This window comes from Nocardia brevicatena NBRC 12119, assembly GCF_000308495.1.
In the GTDB taxonomy this organism is placed as follows: domain Bacteria; phylum Actinomycetota; class Actinomycetes; order Mycobacteriales; family Mycobacteriaceae; genus Nocardia; species Nocardia brevicatena.
The window spans coordinates 23,897-41,648 of sequence record NZ_BAFU01000244.1; the positions used below are offsets into that span (position 1 = coordinate 23,897).

Genomic DNA, 17,752 nt, shown 5'->3' on the forward strand with positions numbered 1-17,752 from the left:
AGGTGGTCAGTCGGTCAGTGAGCGCAGGAGTTCGATCGCCGAGACGCGCTCGGGATGGGTTGGCGCCATGGGGCCGATGTAGAGGGCGAGTTGGGGCCTGGCCTGCTCGAGCCATGGTGTCGGATCCTCGGTGACGGCGAAGGGAACCCGCACGATGATGTTGAGCTCGCCCAGCTCCGCGGCACGCTTCGCCTTTCCGCGTGCGAGCGCGCCACCCCACACCGATTCCCACTTCTCCGGGTGGAAGAAGAGGGGCTCCCAACCCTCGGCGATCTCGGCGGTGAGCTCGACCATCTTCTCGCCGAGGGCTGCGATCGAGACCGGAATGCGATTGCGGACGGGGTGATTGATCAGCTCGAGCGGCTTGCCGAGGCCGGTGCCGCGGCCCGGGGGAAGCGGGATATGGAAGTGCCTGCCCTCGTGGCGCAGTGCTTCGCGCCGCCACACGGTGCGGCAGATCTCGATGGTCTCTCTGGTCTTGCCCAGCGTATGCCCGAACGGAACGCCGTGAAAGCCCTCGACCACTTGCGGTCCGGAGGCGCCGAGGCCGAGGCGGAATCGCCCTTTCGACACGTAGTCGAGGCCGGCGGCGGTTATGGCCAGTGTGGTCGGGGTGCGGGAGTCGATCGGCAGGATGCCGGTGGCGAGTTCGATTCTCGAGGTGCGTGCCGCGAGGTAGCCGAGCCGGCTGACCGCGTCGAAGGTGTAGGCCTCGCCCATTGTCACCGAGTCGAGGCCCGCGGCCTCGTAGTCGACGATCTGCGCGGCGATCTCCTCGAACGGTGGACCGAAGTCCAGCACGGTGCCGATACGCATGTGCTCTCCTGCTTTCCGCAAGTCGCAGCCCACGCTGCGATCGATGAATGTTCGCGACCGACCGTGATAGCCGGTTCCGCTGGTCGTGCCGCGACCGCTCATGATGTTTAGTTAATGTTAACTACGGCTATATATCTCGGTCAATGGCCTGTTACGTCATAGTTTATGAATTTAAGTTATTACCTAATATGGTCTATTGGCCGGATAGGGTGGGTGGTGCGATACCCCTTGCCGCGCGCGACTCGATCTCGTCGCCCTCGCGGAGGGCTCGTGGTCCTCGCGTCCGGCGCGCGACCTCTCGGTGTGCCGGCTCTGAGAGGGGAGCGCCGGCGGCGCTTTCCGGGGTGGGGGTCGGCGGATTGCCCGTCAGCGGTGATCGAGTCGTGTGTCCGAAGGGTGTGTGGCGACGGCGTGGTGAACGCGTGTGAATAACCATTTTGGACTGATGTGACTGAAATAGTAACTCTGGCCTGCGTAATTTGCCCTTGACATTAATGGTAACTATGTTATCTTGATCACAACAGCGCCCCTGGGGCGGCCCGAGCCGGTCCGGAGAGTGCTGCAGGGGGCTGGGAAGGCCGGATGCGTGGGAGCCACTCGACCGATGAGCGCGCCTCCGGATGGACATCCGCACGAAAGGCAGAACATGACCGAGACGCTGATCCGCGAGATAGTTGTCGGCAGCGACAGAGTGACCGACTATGTGCAGCGCGCGCGTTCCATCGCGCCGCTGATCAGGCAAGAGGCCGCCGCCATCGAACGTGAGCGCACGATCACCAAGCCGGTCGCCGACGCGCTGGTCGAACTGGATCTGCATCGGATGCTCGAGCCCGAGGAACTCGGCGGCGGCGGGCTCCTCCCCAGTGAGGGTATGCGGGTGTACGAAGAGCTCGCCAAGGCCGACGGCTCGACCGGATGGGCTGTGATGGCCAGCACCTGGGGCACCGCGGGCGTGATCGGCCACCTCGCGCCCGAGGTCATGGACGAGTTGCTGAGCAAGGACGAACCCTTCATCGTCGCGGGTCAGCTCCTGCCGCGGCATCCCGGCATCCAGGTCGAGGGTGGCTACATCATCGACGGCGGCTACTCCTTCGCCAGCGGTTCGGATCACGCGACCTGGATCGGTGCGGGTTTCTACGTCGCCGACGAACAGGGCAACCCGATCCCTGGCGCCAACGGTCAACCGCAGGCACGCATTGCCCTGCTGCCCAAGGACCAGGTCGAGTTCAAGAACAACTGGGACGTATGGGGGCTGGCCGGCACCGGCAGCCACGACTACGCGGTCTCGAAGAAGTTCGTGCCCGCGGAGTACACCACACAGACCTTCGGCGGCACGCCGACTCGCTCCGAGACCCTGTACAAGCTGGGCAACGAGTTCAGCGGCGGAATCTGCCACGCGCCGATCGTGCTCGGAATCGCCGCTCGCGCACTGGAACTGGTAGCGAGGATCACCGACGGCAAGGTTCGTCCCACCTACGCCGTTCCGGTCGGCGAAGCCGAGATCTTCCGAATCGAATTCGCTCGTAAGGAAGCCGACCTACAGGCCTCCCGCCTCTACTGCTACGACGTCGTGCGGTCGGCCGAAGCCGCGGTGAACGCCGGGCAGCCGGTGACGCCCGAGCAGATCGCCCGAGCGTCGCAGATGCTGTCGTGGGTACACGAGGTCACCGCCGACATCGTGACATTCGCGCACCGCTGGGGCGGGAGCCGGAGCATCGGTCGGACCAGCACGCTGGGCCGCTTCGTGCGGGATATGAACGTGGCGACGCAGCACCTTCTCGTCGACCCGAAGATGCTCGTGGACGCCGCGGGGGTCCTGCTTCCGATCTACGCGCAGGCCGAGGCGTGAATATGTCACCGAATCCTCGGTGCGTACCGCACATACCGTTCTTCGGATAGATCGCCGGTTGTGAACGGTGCTGCGCGGTGCCGGTACCGGACCCGCGTGCCGAGTTCGGACCCGGTCGCCGGATGCCGCGCGGGGGCATGCCGCACAAACGCGCCGCATGCCCCTGTGGTCCGTGCCCGCCGTCGAGCCACGAAGTGCGCGATATAGTTCCCGGCCTGCCGTGGGCGGGTCGACAAGCGTGAGAGGCACCCACGATGGGCCATTACAAGAGCAATCTCCGCGATGTGGAGTTCAATCTGTTCGAGCTGCTCGAACGCGACCGGGTGCTCGGCATCGGACCGTTCGACGAGGTCGACCTGGACACCGCGAAGGTCGCGCTGCGTGAGGTCGACCGCCTCGCCCGCGAGGACCTCGCCGAGTCCTTCGAAGAAGCGGACCGCAATCCCCCCGTTTTCGATGCCGCGACCCACACGGTCACCGTCACTCCGGCCTACGCAGCCGTGTACAAGACCTGGCTCGATGCCGAATGGTGGCGCCTGCGGGTACTACCCGAACTGGGCGGGACGACCGCGCCGAGCTCGCTGAACTGGGCATTGGCCGAATTCGTGCTCGGCGCCAACCCAACCCTGTGGACCTACGTCGGTTTCCCGACGGCGACCAGGGTCGTGTATCGCCACGGCACCGAACGGGACAAGAGGATCGCGCGGATCGCCGCCGAGAAGCAGTGGGGCGCGACGATGATGCTCACCGAACCCGACGCCGGCTCCGACGTGGGCGCCGGCCGCACGAAGGCGATCCCCAACGAAGACGGCACCTGGAACATCATCGGTGTCAAGCGCTTCATCACCGCGGGTGAGCACGATCTGTCGGAGAACATCATCCACCTCGTGCTGGCCAGGCCCGTGGGGGTCGAAGGCACCGGAGGGCCGGGAACCAAGGGGCTCAGCCTCTTCCTCGTCCCGAAGTTCCACTTCGATCTCGAGACCGGCGAGCTCACCAGTGAGCGTAACGGCGTCTACGTCACCAACGTCGAGAAGAAGATGGGTGTGAAGGTGTCGGCGACCTGCGAGATGACGCTGGGCGAGAACGAGCCGGCCCGGGGCTGGCTGCTCGGCGAGGTGCACGACGGCATCAGCCAGATGTTCGAGGTGATCGAAGACGCCCGGATGATGGTCGGCTCCAAGGCGATCGCCACGCTGTCCAGCGGGTACCTCAATGCGCTCGACTACGCCAAGATGCGTGTGCAGGGCGCCGACCTGACCCGTTCCTCCGATAAGTCGGCGCCCCGGGTCACCATCACTGCCCATCCTGATATCCGCAGGTCGCTGCTCACCCAGAAGTCCTACGCGGAAGGGCTTCGGTCCCTCGTCCTGTACGCGGCCTCCTGGCAGGACGATGTCGCCATCGGAAGCGCCGCCGGCGCCGACACGGCGCTCGCCGAGGCCGTCAACGATCTGCTCCTACCGGTGGTCAAAGGGTACGGTTCCGAGCGTGCGTGGACGGTGCTCGGTACGGAATGTCTGCAGACCTTCGGAGGATCGGGCTATCTCCAGGACTATCCGCTCGAGCAGTACGTGCGCGACGCCAAGATCGACACCGTCTACGAGGGCACGACCGCTATCCAGGCCCAGGACCTGTTCTTCCGCAAAATCGTCAGGAACAAGGGCATGGCATTCGGACACCTGGTCCGGGAGATGTCGTCGTTCGCCGACGGTCCGGCCGCGGTCAGCGAGCTGGCATTCGAACGCGATCTCCTGCTCGAGGCAGTGGGCGGTGTCTCGGCGACCGTCGAGAAGATGACCGCCGACCTCGTCGGCGCGAACCCGGCGGTCGACGGTGGCGACGAGAAGAACGTCTACAAGGTCGGGCTCAACGCGACCCGGCTGCTCTACGCGCTGGGCGACGTTCTCGTCGCCTGGCTGCTGCTGCGCAGCGCCGTGATCGCCTTGCGTGCCCTGGCTTCGGAGCTTTCGGCGGACGAGAAGTCCTTCTATGAGGGCAAGGTGGCCGCGGCCCGATTCTTCGCCCGCAATGTCTTGCCCGTCACGGTCGCCGAGTGCCGGATCGCCGATGCGGTGGATGTTTCGGTCATGAGCCTGGGGGAAGCGGCCTTCTGACGCGCTGACGGACGAGGAAGGGCGCATCCGATATCCAATCGGGTGCGTCCTCCCATTGTCTGCCCGCCTGATTCGCGTGGGAGTTGCCTCAGCACTCGTAGATGTCACGGCGGCACCGGATTCGGAGCCGCCACAGTACTCGTGCACGAGCGGACGGAACTGGTCTGTGATCACGCGTTCGACCTCGGGCGGATACGGCGTCGTGGCCGTGGACGAGGAAGGTCGGGGCCGATGGGTCGTACCGGCACCGTGCTGCCCACCCAGGCCGCGCGCCGCGTCGGATCACCAGCCGGTGGTCACTGGTCGCGCACGATGAACAGTGCGTCGACCGCGAGTAGACCGTTGTCGGTGACGAGGAGTGGGTTGACGTCCAGGGACTCGAGCCAGTCGTGACAGGCCGCGGCGAGGCGTCCGAATCCGACCAGGAGATCGGCCAGCTCGGACAGATGCCAGGGCGCGGATCCCCGGTAGCCGTGCATGACGTGCAGCTCGCGGAACTCCTCGATGAGTGCCTCGGCGTCGGTCCTGGTCAACGGCGCCGGGCGGCCGCCGACTCGCTCGAGGACCTCGGCCAGGATGCCGCCGATGCCCAGGACCACCATCGGGCCGAGTTCGCTGCCGCCCTCGACGCCGATGAGCAGTTCGCCGCGCGCGGCGGCCATCGGCTGCACGGCGACGGTCTCGGACAGGCTGTGGCGCTGCGCGATCGCACGCATATCGGCCACCGCGCGGTCGAGATCGGCCCGCCCGACGTTCAGGGTGACCGCGCCGAGTTCCGTCCGGTGCGGCACATCCGCGAGCTTCACCGCGTACGGGCCGTCGAAGGACGGTGCGACCCGCGCTCCGGCCTCGACGGCGCAATACGGTGCGGTCGGGATGTCGAACTGTGTCAGCAGGTCCATGGCCTGCGCGAACGGGAGGAACCGGCGGCCGTCGGCGGTGTGGGGGAGGGGGCCCGGCGGCAGGGGCAGGGCTGGCACGCGCTCGGCTCGAGGCCGTGGCGTCGCTCGGTCGCGGACGAACACTCCCATCGTGTGGAGGCCGCGCAGGGTTCCGCGCAACCCGTAGCCGATCGCGACGCTACCGTCGGTGCCGATCACCTTCTGCGCGTATGCGCCGACCGGCCCCGCGCCTGCCGCGATCGCGACCGGCTTCCCGTAGCGACGGGCGGCGACCGCGACATCGTCGATGAGACGGCGGTAGACAGGGGAGTCGTCGCCCTCGCCCCACATGTTGACGAACACGACCGCGTCGAGTTCGGGGGATCCGACATAGCGGTCGACGATGTCGGTCCAGAACGTTGCGCCGAATCCGGTGGTGTCCAAGGGGTTGGGGACGGTGATGCTCGGAATCGTCGACGCGACCCAGTCGGCGAGGTCGTCGAGCGGCGGCAGGGTGAGTCCTTCCGCTTCGGCCAGGTCGTAGGCCAGCGAGGCGAAGCCTCCGGTTCCGGCGACGACGCCCAAGCGCTCGACGGTATTCCACTTCGCCGGGTCGAGCTGGTCGACGGTCGAGAGCCGATCCACGAGTTCTTCGAGGTCGTAGGCGAGTTGGATCCCCGCGTGCCGGAACGCGACGTCGTAGGCCCAGGAGCTTCCGGCCAGCGCTCCGGTGTGGGACGCCGCCATCTGCTGGGTGCGGCTGTTTCGGGCGAGTTTGAGCGCGACGATCGGCTTTCCCGCGTCCAGGCAGCGCCGCGCCGCGCGGAAGAACGTCTCAGGCCTGCGGATTCCCTCGACGATCAGGCCGATGGCGGTGGTCTCCGGGTCGGCGGCCAGGAAATCGAGGTAGTCGGCGATATCGGTGGTCGCCTCGTTGCCCGCCGAGATCAGTCGCGAAATGCCCGTACCGGTCCGCAGTCGGGCGGCGATGGCGACGCCGCCGATCATCGCACCGCTATGGGAGACGATGGACACGCCACCGGCGGGCGGCCGGTAGTCCGCCGAGGCGGTCAGGTTCAGACTCCGTGGGACGCTGATGTAGCCCAGGCTGTTGGGGCCGACCACGGCCATCCCCCCGCGTTCGGCGGCGGCTTCCAGCCGGTGCTGTAGGGCGGCGCCGTCCCCGCCGACCTCGGAGAAGCCGGCGGCATAGACGACCAGTCCGCCGCAGTCGAGTGAGGCGCACTCCTCGGCCAGCGTCACCGTGCGCTCGGCGGACATCACCGACAGCACGACATCGATCGGTTCGGGAACATCGGAGATCGAGCGGTAGGCCGGGACGCCGAGAACGGTAGGTGCCGTCGGGTGTACGAAGTGCACCTTCGCGCCGCTGTTGAGCGTCGGCCGGATGAAGGGTGCGACCGGGGACCTGTCGCTGAGTCCGACGATCGCGATCGTCGACGGGTTCAGCACCCGGTCGAGGGATGCCGCCGGGCGAACGCCGGTTTCCTCGGTGCGGGGCGCACCGCCGTCCGAGATAAGGGTCATGGTGTGGTCTTTCGGTCGGGTGTCCAGACGTCGGATGAAGTACTTCGGGAATGTCCTGTGCGGACGGAAACGGCGTGGTCACCGCGGTGCCCACGCTCGCCGTGCGCTTCGGCGGTGGCGCACAGCAGCGGTTCGATTGTGCCGAAATCTACCACCGTGAACAGTCGTTATGGTCCTTTTTGTGGAAAGATCCAAAAAATGCAGGAAAATCAGTACAAAAGTTAGTGGTAACTATGTAAGCTGGCTCACAGCCCGGCGAAAGATGGCGCCGGGATTCGATGTCACATCCGGAGGACCCATGGCCAGGACCGAGGCACTCGCCCGCGCCGAGAAGATGTATCTGGACGGCTTTCCCGATCCGGCGACGGCGACGATCGAGGATCTGCGCGAGGCGTATGACCGACTGTTGCTGCAGTTCGCCCTTCCCGAGGACGTCGTGCCCGTAGCAGCCGCGGCAGGCGGCGTTCCCATTCTGTCCGTTACGGCGAAAGGCGCCGCGCGAGACAAGGTGCTCGTGTGGTTCCACGGCGGCGGCTACTCGATGGGCAGCGCCCGCGGCTTCCAGGACCTCGGTCACACCCTGTCGCGGGCCGCGGGCGTGACCGTCGTGCTGGTCGACTACCGGCTCGCGCCGGAGAACGCCTTCCCCGCCGCCATCGACGACGGTGCCGCGGTGCTCACGGCGCTGGTATCGGAGTACGGCACGGGCAATATCGTGGTCGGTGGCGATTCCGCCGGCGGCGGCCTGGCTCTCGCCACGCTCACCGTGCTGCGCGACAAGGGCGAACTTCTGCCCGCATCTGCGGTTTTCATCTCCCCGCTGCTCGACCTCACCGCAAGCGGTGCCAGCGTAGACGAGTTCGACGGTAAGGACATCGCCGTCTCGCGCGGGTCGATCCTCAACATCAGCGGGGCCTATCTGCAGGGGCACGATCCTAAGGATCCGCTCGTGTCGCCACTGTTCGGTGACCTGCGTGCATTGCCGCCCGCGCTGTTCATGGTCGGTTCCGGCGAGGTGCTCCTCGACGACTCCCGCCGCGCGGCGGCCGCGATCACCGCCGCGGGCGGGGCAGCGAGCGTCTCGGTCTACGACGACATGGTCCACGTGTGGCCGTTGTTCTCGGCGATCCTGCCGGAGGGTATCCAGGCAGCCGACGAGGCCGGATCGTTCATCCGTAAGAACTTCGGGATCTGAGCGCCGGCAGCCGCCGAATAGTACCGGCGAACCCGATATCGCACGACAGCCACCCTGCCGGCGACACATTCGCGGCCGCCGCGAACCGATCCACCCGCGGGCGTCGCGCCTATCGCGGCGCGACACCCGCGGTTAGACCCTCACGTACGAAAGGACACCCGAGATGTCCGACCAGCAGTTGCTCGACATCACCGCACGATTCCGCAACGCGATGGCCGCGGTGTGCACGCCGGTCGCGGTCGTGACCGCCATGGACGGCGCGCGCCCGCACGGCACGACCGTGAGCGCCTTCGCCTCCCTGTCGATGTCACCGCCCTCCCTGCTGGTATCGCTGGACCAGGGCTCGGAGTTGTTGAGCCTGATCCTCCAAGCGAGGATCTTCGGCATCAATGTTCTGGGTAGCGCGCAGTCCGCACTCGCGGCGCAGTTCGCGCGCAAGGGCAAGGACAAATTCCTCGACGTCGCCTGGCGGACCGACCACGGCGTGCCCCGTATCGCGGGCGTTCCGCACTGGGTGGCCGCCGAGGTGATGGACACCGCGACGGTCGCCGATCACACGATCGTGTTCGGACGTGCCCTCGCTGTCGAAAGCGAGATCGTGCCGCCGCTGACCTATCACGACCGGGTGTTCGGCACCCACGCCGCACTGTAGGCGCGGGTCGACGCTCCGAATCCGACGGAAAGACGCAGGGAATGGCACAGATGAATCATTCGGGGACGGCAGTGGGTCGGAACGGGCAGGCCTGCCGGGACGAAGCCTTGGCGCGGGCATGTCAGGCCTTCGCCTCGGTCTTCGGGGACGGCAGGCTGTCACTGGTGCAACTGCGCGGCAATCTCGACACGATGATGCTCGAACCTGCACTGGACGCGGATGTTTCGGTGCAGGAGACCTCGATTGCCGGTGTGCCCGCGCTCCGGGTCGCGGCCGGGACGGACATCGACGACACCGTGCTGGTGTGGCTGCACGGCGGGGGATATGTCATGGGCAGCGCCCACGGGTATCGGCACGCCGCCGCGGCGCTGTCGCGTGCCATGGGCTCGCTCGTCATCGTGCCCGACTATCGGCTCGCCCCGGAGTTCCTCTTCCCGGCGGCGCTGGAGGACGCGACCCGGGTGCTCGGCGCCGTAATCGCGGAGTTCGGTGCCGAGCGCACCGTTATCGGTGGCGACTCCGCCGGCGGCGGATTGACGGTCGCCACCCTGATCGCGTCACGTGACAGCGGTGCCCCCTTGCCCGGGGCCGCGGCAGTGGTCTCACCTCTGGCGGATTTCACCATTTCCGGAGCCAGTGTCGTGACCAATCGCGATACCGACCCCGTGATTACCGAACGTTCACTCGGATTGCTGGCCTCCACCTATCTTCAGGGCCACGACCGTCTCGATCCCCTCGCGTCCCCGGTCTTCGGCGACCTGGCCGGGCTTCCGCCGATCCTGCTGCTCGTCAGCGACAGCGAGATCCTGCTCGACGACGCGGTACGCATCCACGATGCGGTGCAGGTCGCGGGTGGATCGAGCGCTCTGTCCGTCCACCCGGACACCTGCCACGCGTGGACCCTGTTCACCGACTTCCTCCCGCAGGCACGCGAAGGCGTCGCCGAGATCGCCGATTTCTTCCGAAAGGTTCTGCCATGAGTGTGAGCGTCGACGACGATGCCGCGGTGCGGTACATCCTGATCGACCGTCCCGAGCGTATGAACGCGGTCGACAAGGACACGCTCCACCGACTCGCCGACGCGATAGAGAGCGCGGGCGAGGACCCCGCTGTGCGCGCGATCGTGTTGTCGGGGACCGGCCGGGCCTTCTGCGCCGGGGGAGATCTCGAGGTCGAGGACCCGCTCTCGGTCGAAAACACCGTGAGCACCTCCGACGCCGCGAACCGGTGCATCTCGGCGATCGTCGGTGTCCCGCGTCCGGTCGTCACCGCGGTTCGCGGACCGGCCGTCGGCGTGGGCGTGTCGCTCGCGCTGGCGGCGGATTTCACCGTCGCCCGTTCCGACGCCTTCTTCTCCATGCCGTTCACCTCGGTCGGACTGATGCCGGACGGCGGCGCCACGACGCTGGTCGCCGCCTCTGTCGGGCGCGCGGTCGCGATGCGGATGTCACTGCTCGGCGAGCGTCTGAGCGCGACCGATGCGGCTCGGATGGGCCTGGTGGCCGCGGTACACGAACCCGATGTCTTCGAATCCGAACTCGCGAAGCTCACCGCGCGATTGACGAAAATCTCCTCCGAGGCGCTTGACGAAACCAAACGCGCGGTCAACGACGCGAGTCTGACCGAACTCGGCGCCGCCTTCACCCGTGAGCGCGCCGGTCAGATTCGGCTCACCACCACGGACGGTTTCCGCGCCGCCATCGCGGCATTCACGGCGAAACGAGCCAGGCCGAAGACCGGAGTATGAACTGGGAGTGGCAATGTCGGTAGCCGAGATCAAGCACCTTTCCCCAATGGATGTACGGCAGACCGGCCGGGCCCGTGTCGAGCAGGCCTTGGTCGACCTCGCCGCGGGCCGGTCGATCGTCCTGTTCGACCCCGCATGCGGGGAGGCCAGTCTCGTAGCGGCTGCCGAGTTCGTGACCACAGGCTCGGTGTCGTTCATGATCCGCCACACCTCGGGCTTCGTGAAGGTCGCGGTCCCGGAGGAGGACTGCGTCCGGCTGCTGCTGCCGCCGATGTGGCAGTTCGGCGACTTCGGCGCGAGTTCCGTGCCGGCCGTGACCGTGGACGCCGTGGAAGGGACAGGCACCGGAATCTCCGCGGCCGACCGCGCGCAGACGATCCGGACCATCGCCGACCCGGCCACCGTTCCCCCCGCGTTGTCCAGGCCGGGGCATATCGCCCCGATCATCGCTCGGCGTAACGGGACCGGAGTGGCCGAGTCGGTCGTGCGGCTTCTGCGAGTCGCCGGCCTGCGCCCGATGGCGGCCCTGTGCGAACTGGTCTCCCCGACGGCTCCGGCCAGGATGGCGGGCGAGCAGGAAAGCATCGATTTCGCGCGCGATCATGCGATGACCTTCGTTTCGGTATCCGATGTGGTGATCTCCACGTATTGACTCCCGGATCCCGATCCTCCGACCGGCGCATACGGCTCGGTGGTACTCGGTCGAGGGAAATCCCTTGTCTTTCGTTGTGACCCCACCATGCTGTATCGATGCCACCTGCGTGCAGGTGTGCCCTGTCAACCGCATCCGCTCACCCCGGACGATGCGGGCTTTTGCACCACCGAAATGCTGGGGCTGCCCCACAAGTCGTGGCGCGGGGTGGAGCATGCTCATCCCGCAGCCATGGATTCGCTCCTACGACGGCAAGCATCGCAGGCTCGACGAGATGCTCGGTCTCGGCTTTGCCCTGTCGGCAGGTCGCCGAACGCAACGGCGGCCGCCCGCCGGCGACGAGTTTGACGAAGTGGGCCAAAGCAGCAGGACCGGGAAACGACACCGGTCCGCTCACGACCGCCGAGACCGTCGAGGAGCTCCGACGGGTCGAGGGCGAGGACTCCGCGTATCGTCCCGGTCCTGGTGTTTTGGAGAAGGTGGACGCAGCGCTCGAACGGCAGCCCGGCAGCGCCGCCGACGTACTCGACAGTGTTATGCCCATCCCCCTCGAGACCACGCACGCCGAAGGGCGTCCCGATCAGGGAGCCGAGCGCGACGGTGCCATCGCCGCAGATCCGGATCCGCGAAACGACGCACAGGAGCAGGCGGTACACCAGGGCCCGGAGCCGGTCACCGACAATGCCGATCCCGCCGGCTCGGAGTCGGTGCAGCTATCCTCGACTGCCACTGCCGTGGACCCGCCGGAAGGAGCGCAAGTTGCTCACAAGCGCACTCCTCGCCTACGGGCGCTGGTCACCACGATGAGCGAGAAGGTGCGTGCGCTGGGCAACCTTGTCAAGGTTTACCCCGGTCGATAGGTCCTGTGTGGGGTGGGCGGAAGAGCCGGTCCTGCTGTGGAATGCCGTAAACGATGAACGCCGCGGGCCGGGCGTTCTCCGGGGCCGTGCGCGGACTCGCCATCGGGGCGTGGAGGGATCAGGACGGTCGAGACAGTACTGCCTTCCACCGCTCCCGCAGGTCGGTGGTGATCGGGTTGTTCTTGTGGTCCATCCCTTCCACCGCGCGGGCCAGGGCCGGTGGCGCGGGGTCGCGGAAGATGAGTGGGTCCAACAGTCGTTGCCCGGCGTTTGTTGTCCGGGGCGAGTATGGGCACGATCGATCCCGAATCGTGGGCGCACACGGTCGAGGTCTCGACAGTGTTGGGCCTGGGTAAATCGGCGAACAGGTAGATATCGACCAGCGGGATCGGCTCCAGGGTGACGATCAAGCCGCGGATCGGCCGATCGTGGGGAGGGCGGCCAGTTCGGGGATCCGGTCGGCGATGAGACCGGCGGTGTGGTCGATCTGGTTGCGAGCATACTGGACGCGGTCGGTGAGAGCGGCCAGGCCGTCCTCGTTGCCGAGCTGCGCCGCGACGGTCGAACGCATGTTTTTCTCTTCGACGAGCAACACCGGTTCGGGGAATACGGCGAAGTAGCCGATGGTCTCTTTGTTCTCGGGGCCGTAGGTGATCGCCGAGTGAACGGCGGCCCCGCACCCGGTGAGCAGTGCGAGGTGACGTCCGACGAGCTTTTCGAAGGAATCTCCCGGCGCGCGCGGGAAGTCGGTGCCGAAGTGGGTCAGGCCGGTGAAGTGCAGTCCCAGTGGGGTGATCTTGTGCAGCAGATACGGGCTGATCAGCAGTCGGTACCCGTGGCTGGTGGTGATCACGGGGGTGGCCGGCAGCGGGTTGGTCAGCCACATCTGCCGGCTGCGGACGGTTTCTACCGCGTCCTCCTTACGTGTTCACTCCTGCACCGTCGCCAGGTGGGTGGCGATCGCCTTCTGGCCGCGTTCAGCGTGCGGGCCGGCTGCCGAGGTGGCCGCATATGGCTGCCCGTGCCATGCGCCGACCGGATTCCTCTGCCCGTTGTCCCCATCGCTGACTTGGATCAGCCCGCCGATCGAGGCGTGCCCAACCCCCTACCGCCATCAAATGTGAATGGGGAATATACTGATCGAAGTAGAAATTATCCATATGAGGTGGACATATGGAAATTTGCATTCTAACCTCTGAGGCGTGAGGACAGTAACAGGCGGGTGGTTCGACGGACATCCACCTCGGTTCCCGCGGGGCGTGTCCGAGCAGTCGATCGATCCGTCAGAGGAGTTGTCATGTCAACAGCAGGTCGCTTGCAGGGGAAGGTTGCCTTCATCACCGGAGTGGCGCGTGGGCAGGGGCGTGCGCACGCGGTACGCCTGGCCGGTGAGGGTGCCGCGATCATCGGTGTCGACCTGGCCGGTCCGATCCCCAGCGTCCCGTACGACTCGCCCACGCCGGACGACCTCGAGGAGACCGTGAAGCTGGTGGAGAAGACGGGCGGCCGGATCATCGCTGAGCAGGGTGACGTGCGCGACGCGGCGCGGCTGAAGGAGGTAGTGGGCACCGGCGTCGCCGAGTTCGGTGGACTGGACATCATCGTGGCCAACGCCGGTGTCTGCATCCCCAGCACTTGGGACGAAACCCCGCCGGAGGTATTCGCCGCGCACATGGACACCAATGTCACGGGAGTTTGGAACACTGTGATCGCCGGTGCGCCGCACCTGGTTTCCCGCGGTGGCGGTTCGGTAATCCTGATCAGTTCCTACGCGGGAAAGAAGGTCCAGCCGTTCATGGTCGGCTACACCGCCAGCAAGCACGCCGTCACCGGAATGACCCGGGCCTTCGCCGCCGAACTCGGCAAGCACAACATCCGGGTCAACAGCGTGCATCCGGGCAATGTCAATACCCCGATGGGGTCCGGTGACATGATCTCTGCCCTGGAGCGCGCCGCGAGCACCCACCCGACTCTGATGAACATGGGCACCCCGTTCCTGCCCCGATTCTCGGCGGAGGCCGACGAGATCTCCAGCACCGTACTGTTTCTGGCCTCCGACGATGCCGGCTTCATCACCGCCGAGCACATCAGCGTCGACGGCGGCGCGCAGTACTTCTGACCCTTTCGCCCTCCTGACCACCGGTGTCGCTCCGCTGGGGCGCACCACGAGTAGAGAGAACAGAGACAGATGACCGCTACACCGGTCCGGGACACCGACGCATACGCCGACGCCCCTGCTTCCCCTTCGTCCGTCGCTGCCCGTTCTCGGTGGCCGAGGACTATCGGAACGTTCCGAACGACGGAACCCTCATATCGGTCACATTCAAGGGCTCCCCGGCCTGGCCGGTGACCGGATTCGACGACGTGCGCAGGGTGCCGACAGAACCCCGCACCACCCCAGAGCCGACCGACCTCGACGGACAGCGGCTGGATGCGGGCAAGCTGATCACGGTGGCGATGGACGCCGCGAACCGGGAGGGCCAGGTCTTCGCCGCTCCGGACACCTTCGATATCCACAACGACTCGCGCGGCCACCCGGCCTTCGGGTCCGGCATCCACTCGTGCCTCGGGGCGCAGCTCGCCCGGATCGAGTTGCAGGTCTGATCGACACTCTGCCTCGGCGTATTCCGACGCCGGCCTTGGAGGAACTGCGGGCGCCCGCGGTGGGTCAGGAGACGGTGGCTCGCTGTGCAGCTAGTACGCCTTGGAGGCGGGAGATGTAGTCGTGCCACTGCACCTCGCCGTAGCCGGTGCGGCCCTCCCACTCGCAGTCGAAGAGCCCCATCACCAGGAAGATGTTCTGTCCGCCGTCGATCTCGGCCGAGGCGCGAGCGCTTCCCGTGATCGCGTAGGACGTGCCTTCTTCGTCGACCGCGTCGTAGCGCAGGCCGGTGATCCGTAATCCCTCACGGACGTATCTCACGTCGGCCTTGCTCAGACGCAATGCGCGACCCTCGCGGAGCACGTAGCCGTGGGACACCTCTGGGGCGCCGTCGGCTCGTTCGCCGGTGTGGGTGAGCAGGGTCAACTCTTCGCCGAAGTGGATCAGATCGAAGGTGCCGATCGTGTGACCGACCTCGGCCCGAGGGCTCCACGAGTGGTCACGGTTGCTGACACAGTCCACGGGATGCTCGGTGCCGTCGATGACGACGCTTCCGGTCACGCGCGTGGTCTGATCGATGTGCCCGTAGGGTTCGGTTCCGGTCCGGTTGGCCGGCGCGCCCTGGCCGGGGGTGCGGTGGAATGCGACGAAGCCTTCGGGGCCGTTGGCCACCTTGGTGAATTCGAGGTCCACCGGGGCATGAGCGATTCGAAGTGCAGGTCGGCGCGCATTCGCCGACAGTGTGAGCGGTACTGCAGGTCGTAGCTGTGCGGCGCGCGGCCCTTGACCCGTATCCCGCTGTCCAGGGTGAAATCGGCCAGCCGGGCGTTGCCGATCGGACTGTTGTACTGCATATCGCACATCTCCATGTCGAGCACGGAGTCGCACATCCGGGAGAATGCGTAGACTTTGGTGGTCGCGACGCCGGTGTTCAATCGGAAGCCGGTCCAGAAGTGCAGCCGGATGTTGCTCTCGGTCGTGGCCGAGAACCAGTGTGTCTCCATCCACCGTGGGTCGCGGTAGGCCGGGCGGGAGAAGTCGCCGTAACTGCGGGGCATGTTCGTCTTTCCTCCGTGGGTCAGGGACGGGCGACTGCCCGCAGGCACATGTCACGGATCTCCCGCTTCATGAGCTTGTCGTTGGTATTGCGCGGCAGTGCCGCCGCAACGTCGATGGAACGCGGCCACTTGTACTTGGCCAGCCGTGACTTACAGAACTCCAGGATGTCGGCCTCCATACCGTCGGCGTCGACACCGGCCCGCAGCTCGACCACGGCCTTGACCACCTCACCGAGATCGTCGTCGGGGATCCCGACCACTGCGGCGTCGGCGACTCCGGGATGCTCGACCAGAACGTCCTCGATCTCGCGCGGGTAGATGTTCACGCCACCGGAGACGACGGTGAAGCCGACCCGGTCGGTCAGGTACAGGTAGCCGTCGGCATCCACGTAACCGATGTCTCCGGTGGTGCTCATCGAACCGTCGGCGCTCTGCGCCTCGGCGGTCTTGGCCGGGTCGTTGAGGTAGACGAAGTTCGTCGCGCCCCGGATCCAGACCTGCCCGGTCTCACCGGTGGGTACCTCGTTGCCGTCCGCGTCCAGGATCAGCAGTTCACCGGCCAGCGGCTTGCCGACGGTACCCGGGTGCGCCAGCCATTCCTCCGAGTCGCAGATGACGCTGCCGTTGGCCTCGGTGGAGCCGTAGTACTCGTGGATGATGGGGCCGAGCCACTCGATCATGCCGCGTTTGACCGAGGGCGGACACGGTGCGGCGCCGTGGGCGATCGCCTCGATCGACGAGACATCGTACTTCGCGCGCACCTCCTCGGACAGCTGCAGGATCCGCGACATCATGGTGGGCACCACCAGCGAATGGGTGACCTTGTGTTTCTCCACCAGGCGCAGGAAGTTCTCCGCGTCGAAGCGGCACATTATGACGCAGGTTCCGCCGCAACGCAGCGACTCCGCGGTCGAGGACTGTGGGCCGGAGTGGTAGAGCGGCGCCGGCTGGAGGAACACCATGTCCGGGCGGGTGTGGTAGACCTTCGGCGCCAATCGGAAGATGGGCAGCGGGTCGCTCGGGTCGATGTCGAGTTGTGGTCGCAGTACGCCTTTCGGCTTACCGGTGGTGCCCGACGAGTACAGCAGCGCCATGCCCAGTTTCTCATTCTCGACCGGAGTGGTCGGGTATACGCCGACCACGGTCTCGTAGTCCTTGAACTCCGAGATCTCGTCGGGCTTGTCCCACATGAGCCACCGCTCCACCTTCGGGCACAGTGCGGGCAGGCGCCAGGCCACTTCGGCCACATGGGCGGAGACCACCACGACCTTCGAGTCCGAGTCGTTGACGACGTACGCCGCCTCCTCGGTGGTCAGGTGATAGTTGATCAGCGTGTAGTAGACGCCGGTCCGCTCGCCGGCGCCCTGTACCACCATGGAGCCCAGCGAGTTCTCGAACATCACCGCGATCCGCTCGCCTTGGCGCACGCCTGCGTCGCGGATGAAGTGGGCCATCTGGTTGGCCTTCTCCTCGAACTGGCGGTAGGTGAGCGACTCGTCGGTGTCCGCCATGACCAGTGCGACGCGGTCGGGGTAATTCTGGGCTCGGGGGCCGGGGTACACGGTGTCCTCCTGGTGACTGAGGCATGCTCGGCGGTGTCGGCGCGGGCAACGGTGGGACCTGGGTCCGTGCGTTGCTGGCCGCAGTGTGTTGACATCACGAACAACCACCGGTGGTGTGAACTGTAATTTCGATGTCTTAGTTCGTCAACAGCGGACTTTACACTGCGTAGTTGACGCAAGTGTTATTTCAAATTCTGGTTTTATGGGGAAGTT

General features: G+C 66.4%; 15 protein-coding genes and 1 pseudogene. 10 read left to right on the top strand and 6 right to left on the bottom strand.

All coding sequences use genetic code 11. The features are described from left to right. Window positions 1-66 precede the first annotated feature (66 nt). Window positions 67-816 (bottom strand): annotated as a pseudogene (locus ON20_RS30100) (LLM class F420-dependent oxidoreductase); the annotation flags it as partial. Window positions 817-1,462: 646 nt separating this feature from the next. Here ON20_RS30100 and ON20_RS30105 point away from each other — a divergent pair. Together ON20_RS30105 and ON20_RS30110 are read left to right on the top strand one after the other, a co-directional pair. Next, window positions 1,463-2,665, top strand: coding sequence for an acyl-CoA dehydrogenase family protein (locus tag ON20_RS30105; protein WP_040841393.1), 1,203 nt, complete (start codon window positions 1,463-1,465; stop codon window positions 2,663-2,665). Window positions 2,666-2,919: 254 nt separating this feature from the next. Continuing rightward, window positions 2,920-4,782: an acyl-CoA dehydrogenase gene (locus ON20_RS30110; RefSeq protein ID WP_040841394.1), complete on the top strand. Its 1,863-nt coding sequence runs from the start codon at window positions 2,920-2,922 to the stop codon at window positions 4,780-4,782. Between the two features lie 296 nt (window positions 4,783-5,078). Here the strand turns inward: ON20_RS30110 and ON20_RS30115 are convergent, their stop codons facing one another. Continuing rightward, complete coding sequence (locus ON20_RS30115; protein ID WP_040841395.1) at window positions 5,079-7,211, bottom strand: acetate--CoA ligase family protein; 2,133 nt, start codon at window positions 7,209-7,211, stop codon at window positions 5,079-5,081. A gap of 298 nt (window positions 7,212-7,509) precedes the next feature. On the opposite strand from ON20_RS30115, the gene ON20_RS30120 reads away from it, so the two are divergent. The 6 genes from ON20_RS30120 to ON20_RS30145 all read left to right on the top strand — a co-directional run bounded on the left by ON20_RS30120 (window position 7,510) and on the right by ON20_RS30145 (window position 12,317). Further along, window positions 7,510-8,406: an alpha/beta hydrolase gene (locus ON20_RS30120; protein ID WP_040841396.1), complete on the top strand. Its 897-nt coding sequence runs from the start codon at window positions 7,510-7,512 to the stop codon at window positions 8,404-8,406. A 163-nt stretch (window positions 8,407-8,569) separates the two neighbouring features. Next, on the top strand, window positions 8,570-9,058 hold the full coding sequence (locus ON20_RS30125; RefSeq protein WP_040841397.1) for a flavin reductase family protein: 489 nt from the start codon (window positions 8,570-8,572) through the stop codon (window positions 9,056-9,058). A 41-nt stretch (window positions 9,059-9,099) separates the two neighbouring features. Next, complete coding sequence (locus ON20_RS30130; protein WP_040841398.1) at window positions 9,100-10,038, top strand: alpha/beta hydrolase; 939 nt, start codon at window positions 9,100-9,102, stop codon at window positions 10,036-10,038. Next, on the top strand, window positions 10,035-10,805 hold the full coding sequence (locus ON20_RS30135) for an enoyl-CoA hydratase-related protein (RefSeq protein WP_040841399.1): 771 nt from the start codon (window positions 10,035-10,037) through the stop codon (window positions 10,803-10,805). The genes ON20_RS30130 and ON20_RS30135 overlap by 4 nt, the downstream gene beginning before the upstream one ends. A 13-nt stretch (window positions 10,806-10,818) precedes the next feature. Continuing rightward, entirely contained in the window at window positions 10,819-11,457 is a 639-nt protein-coding gene (locus tag ON20_RS30140) for a 3,4-dihydroxy-2-butanone-4-phosphate synthase (RefSeq protein ID WP_083865487.1), read from the top strand. Window positions 11,458-11,801: 344 nt separating this feature from the next. Then, the gene (locus ON20_RS30145) at window positions 11,802-12,317 is read left to right on the top strand and encodes a hypothetical protein (protein WP_157229127.1); all 516 of its coding nucleotides are present in this window, start codon (window positions 11,802-11,804) and stop codon (window positions 12,315-12,317) included. A gap of 118 nt (window positions 12,318-12,435) precedes the next feature. On the opposite strand, the gene ON20_RS40090 is transcribed toward ON20_RS30145, so the two are convergent. Together ON20_RS40090 and ON20_RS30150 are read right to left on the bottom strand one after the other, a co-directional pair. After that, a complete protein-coding gene (locus ON20_RS40090) occupies window positions 12,436-12,570 on the bottom strand; it encodes a hypothetical protein (protein ID WP_281032934.1) in 135 nt (44 codons plus the stop codon). A 153-nt stretch (window positions 12,571-12,723) separates the two neighbouring features. After that, window positions 12,724-13,203 (bottom strand): hypothetical protein, encoded by a 480-nt coding sequence (locus ON20_RS30150; protein WP_040841401.1) that lies wholly within the window; start codon window positions 13,201-13,203, stop codon window positions 12,724-12,726. Window positions 13,204-13,614: 411 nt separating this feature from the next. Between ON20_RS30150 and ON20_RS30155 the strand changes: the two genes are divergently transcribed. Both ON20_RS30155 and ON20_RS37525 read left to right on the top strand, forming a co-directional pair. Continuing rightward, window positions 13,615-14,436, top strand: coding sequence for a mycofactocin-coupled SDR family oxidoreductase (locus tag ON20_RS30155; RefSeq protein ID WP_040841402.1), 822 nt, complete (start codon window positions 13,615-13,617; stop codon window positions 14,434-14,436). A 149-nt stretch (window positions 14,437-14,585) separates the two neighbouring features. Further along, window positions 14,586-14,921, top strand: coding sequence for a cytochrome P450 (locus tag ON20_RS37525; RefSeq protein WP_040841403.1), 336 nt, complete (start codon window positions 14,586-14,588; stop codon window positions 14,919-14,921). A 64-nt stretch (window positions 14,922-14,985) separates the two neighbouring features. On the opposite strand, the gene ON20_RS41325 is transcribed toward ON20_RS37525, so the two are convergent. Continuing rightward, complete coding sequence (locus ON20_RS41325; protein WP_498043803.1) at window positions 14,986-16,032, bottom strand: DUF7064 domain-containing protein; 1,047 nt, start codon at window positions 16,030-16,032, stop codon at window positions 14,986-14,988. Continuing rightward, window positions 15,998-17,539 carry an AMP-binding protein gene (locus tag ON20_RS30175; RefSeq protein WP_040841406.1) on the bottom strand — a complete coding sequence of 514 codons (1,542 nt, stop codon included), beginning with the start codon at window positions 17,537-17,539 and terminating at the stop codon, window positions 15,998-16,000. Before ON20_RS30175 ends, ON20_RS41325 begins: the two co-directional genes overlap by 35 nt. Window positions 17,540-17,752 lie beyond the last annotated feature (213 nt).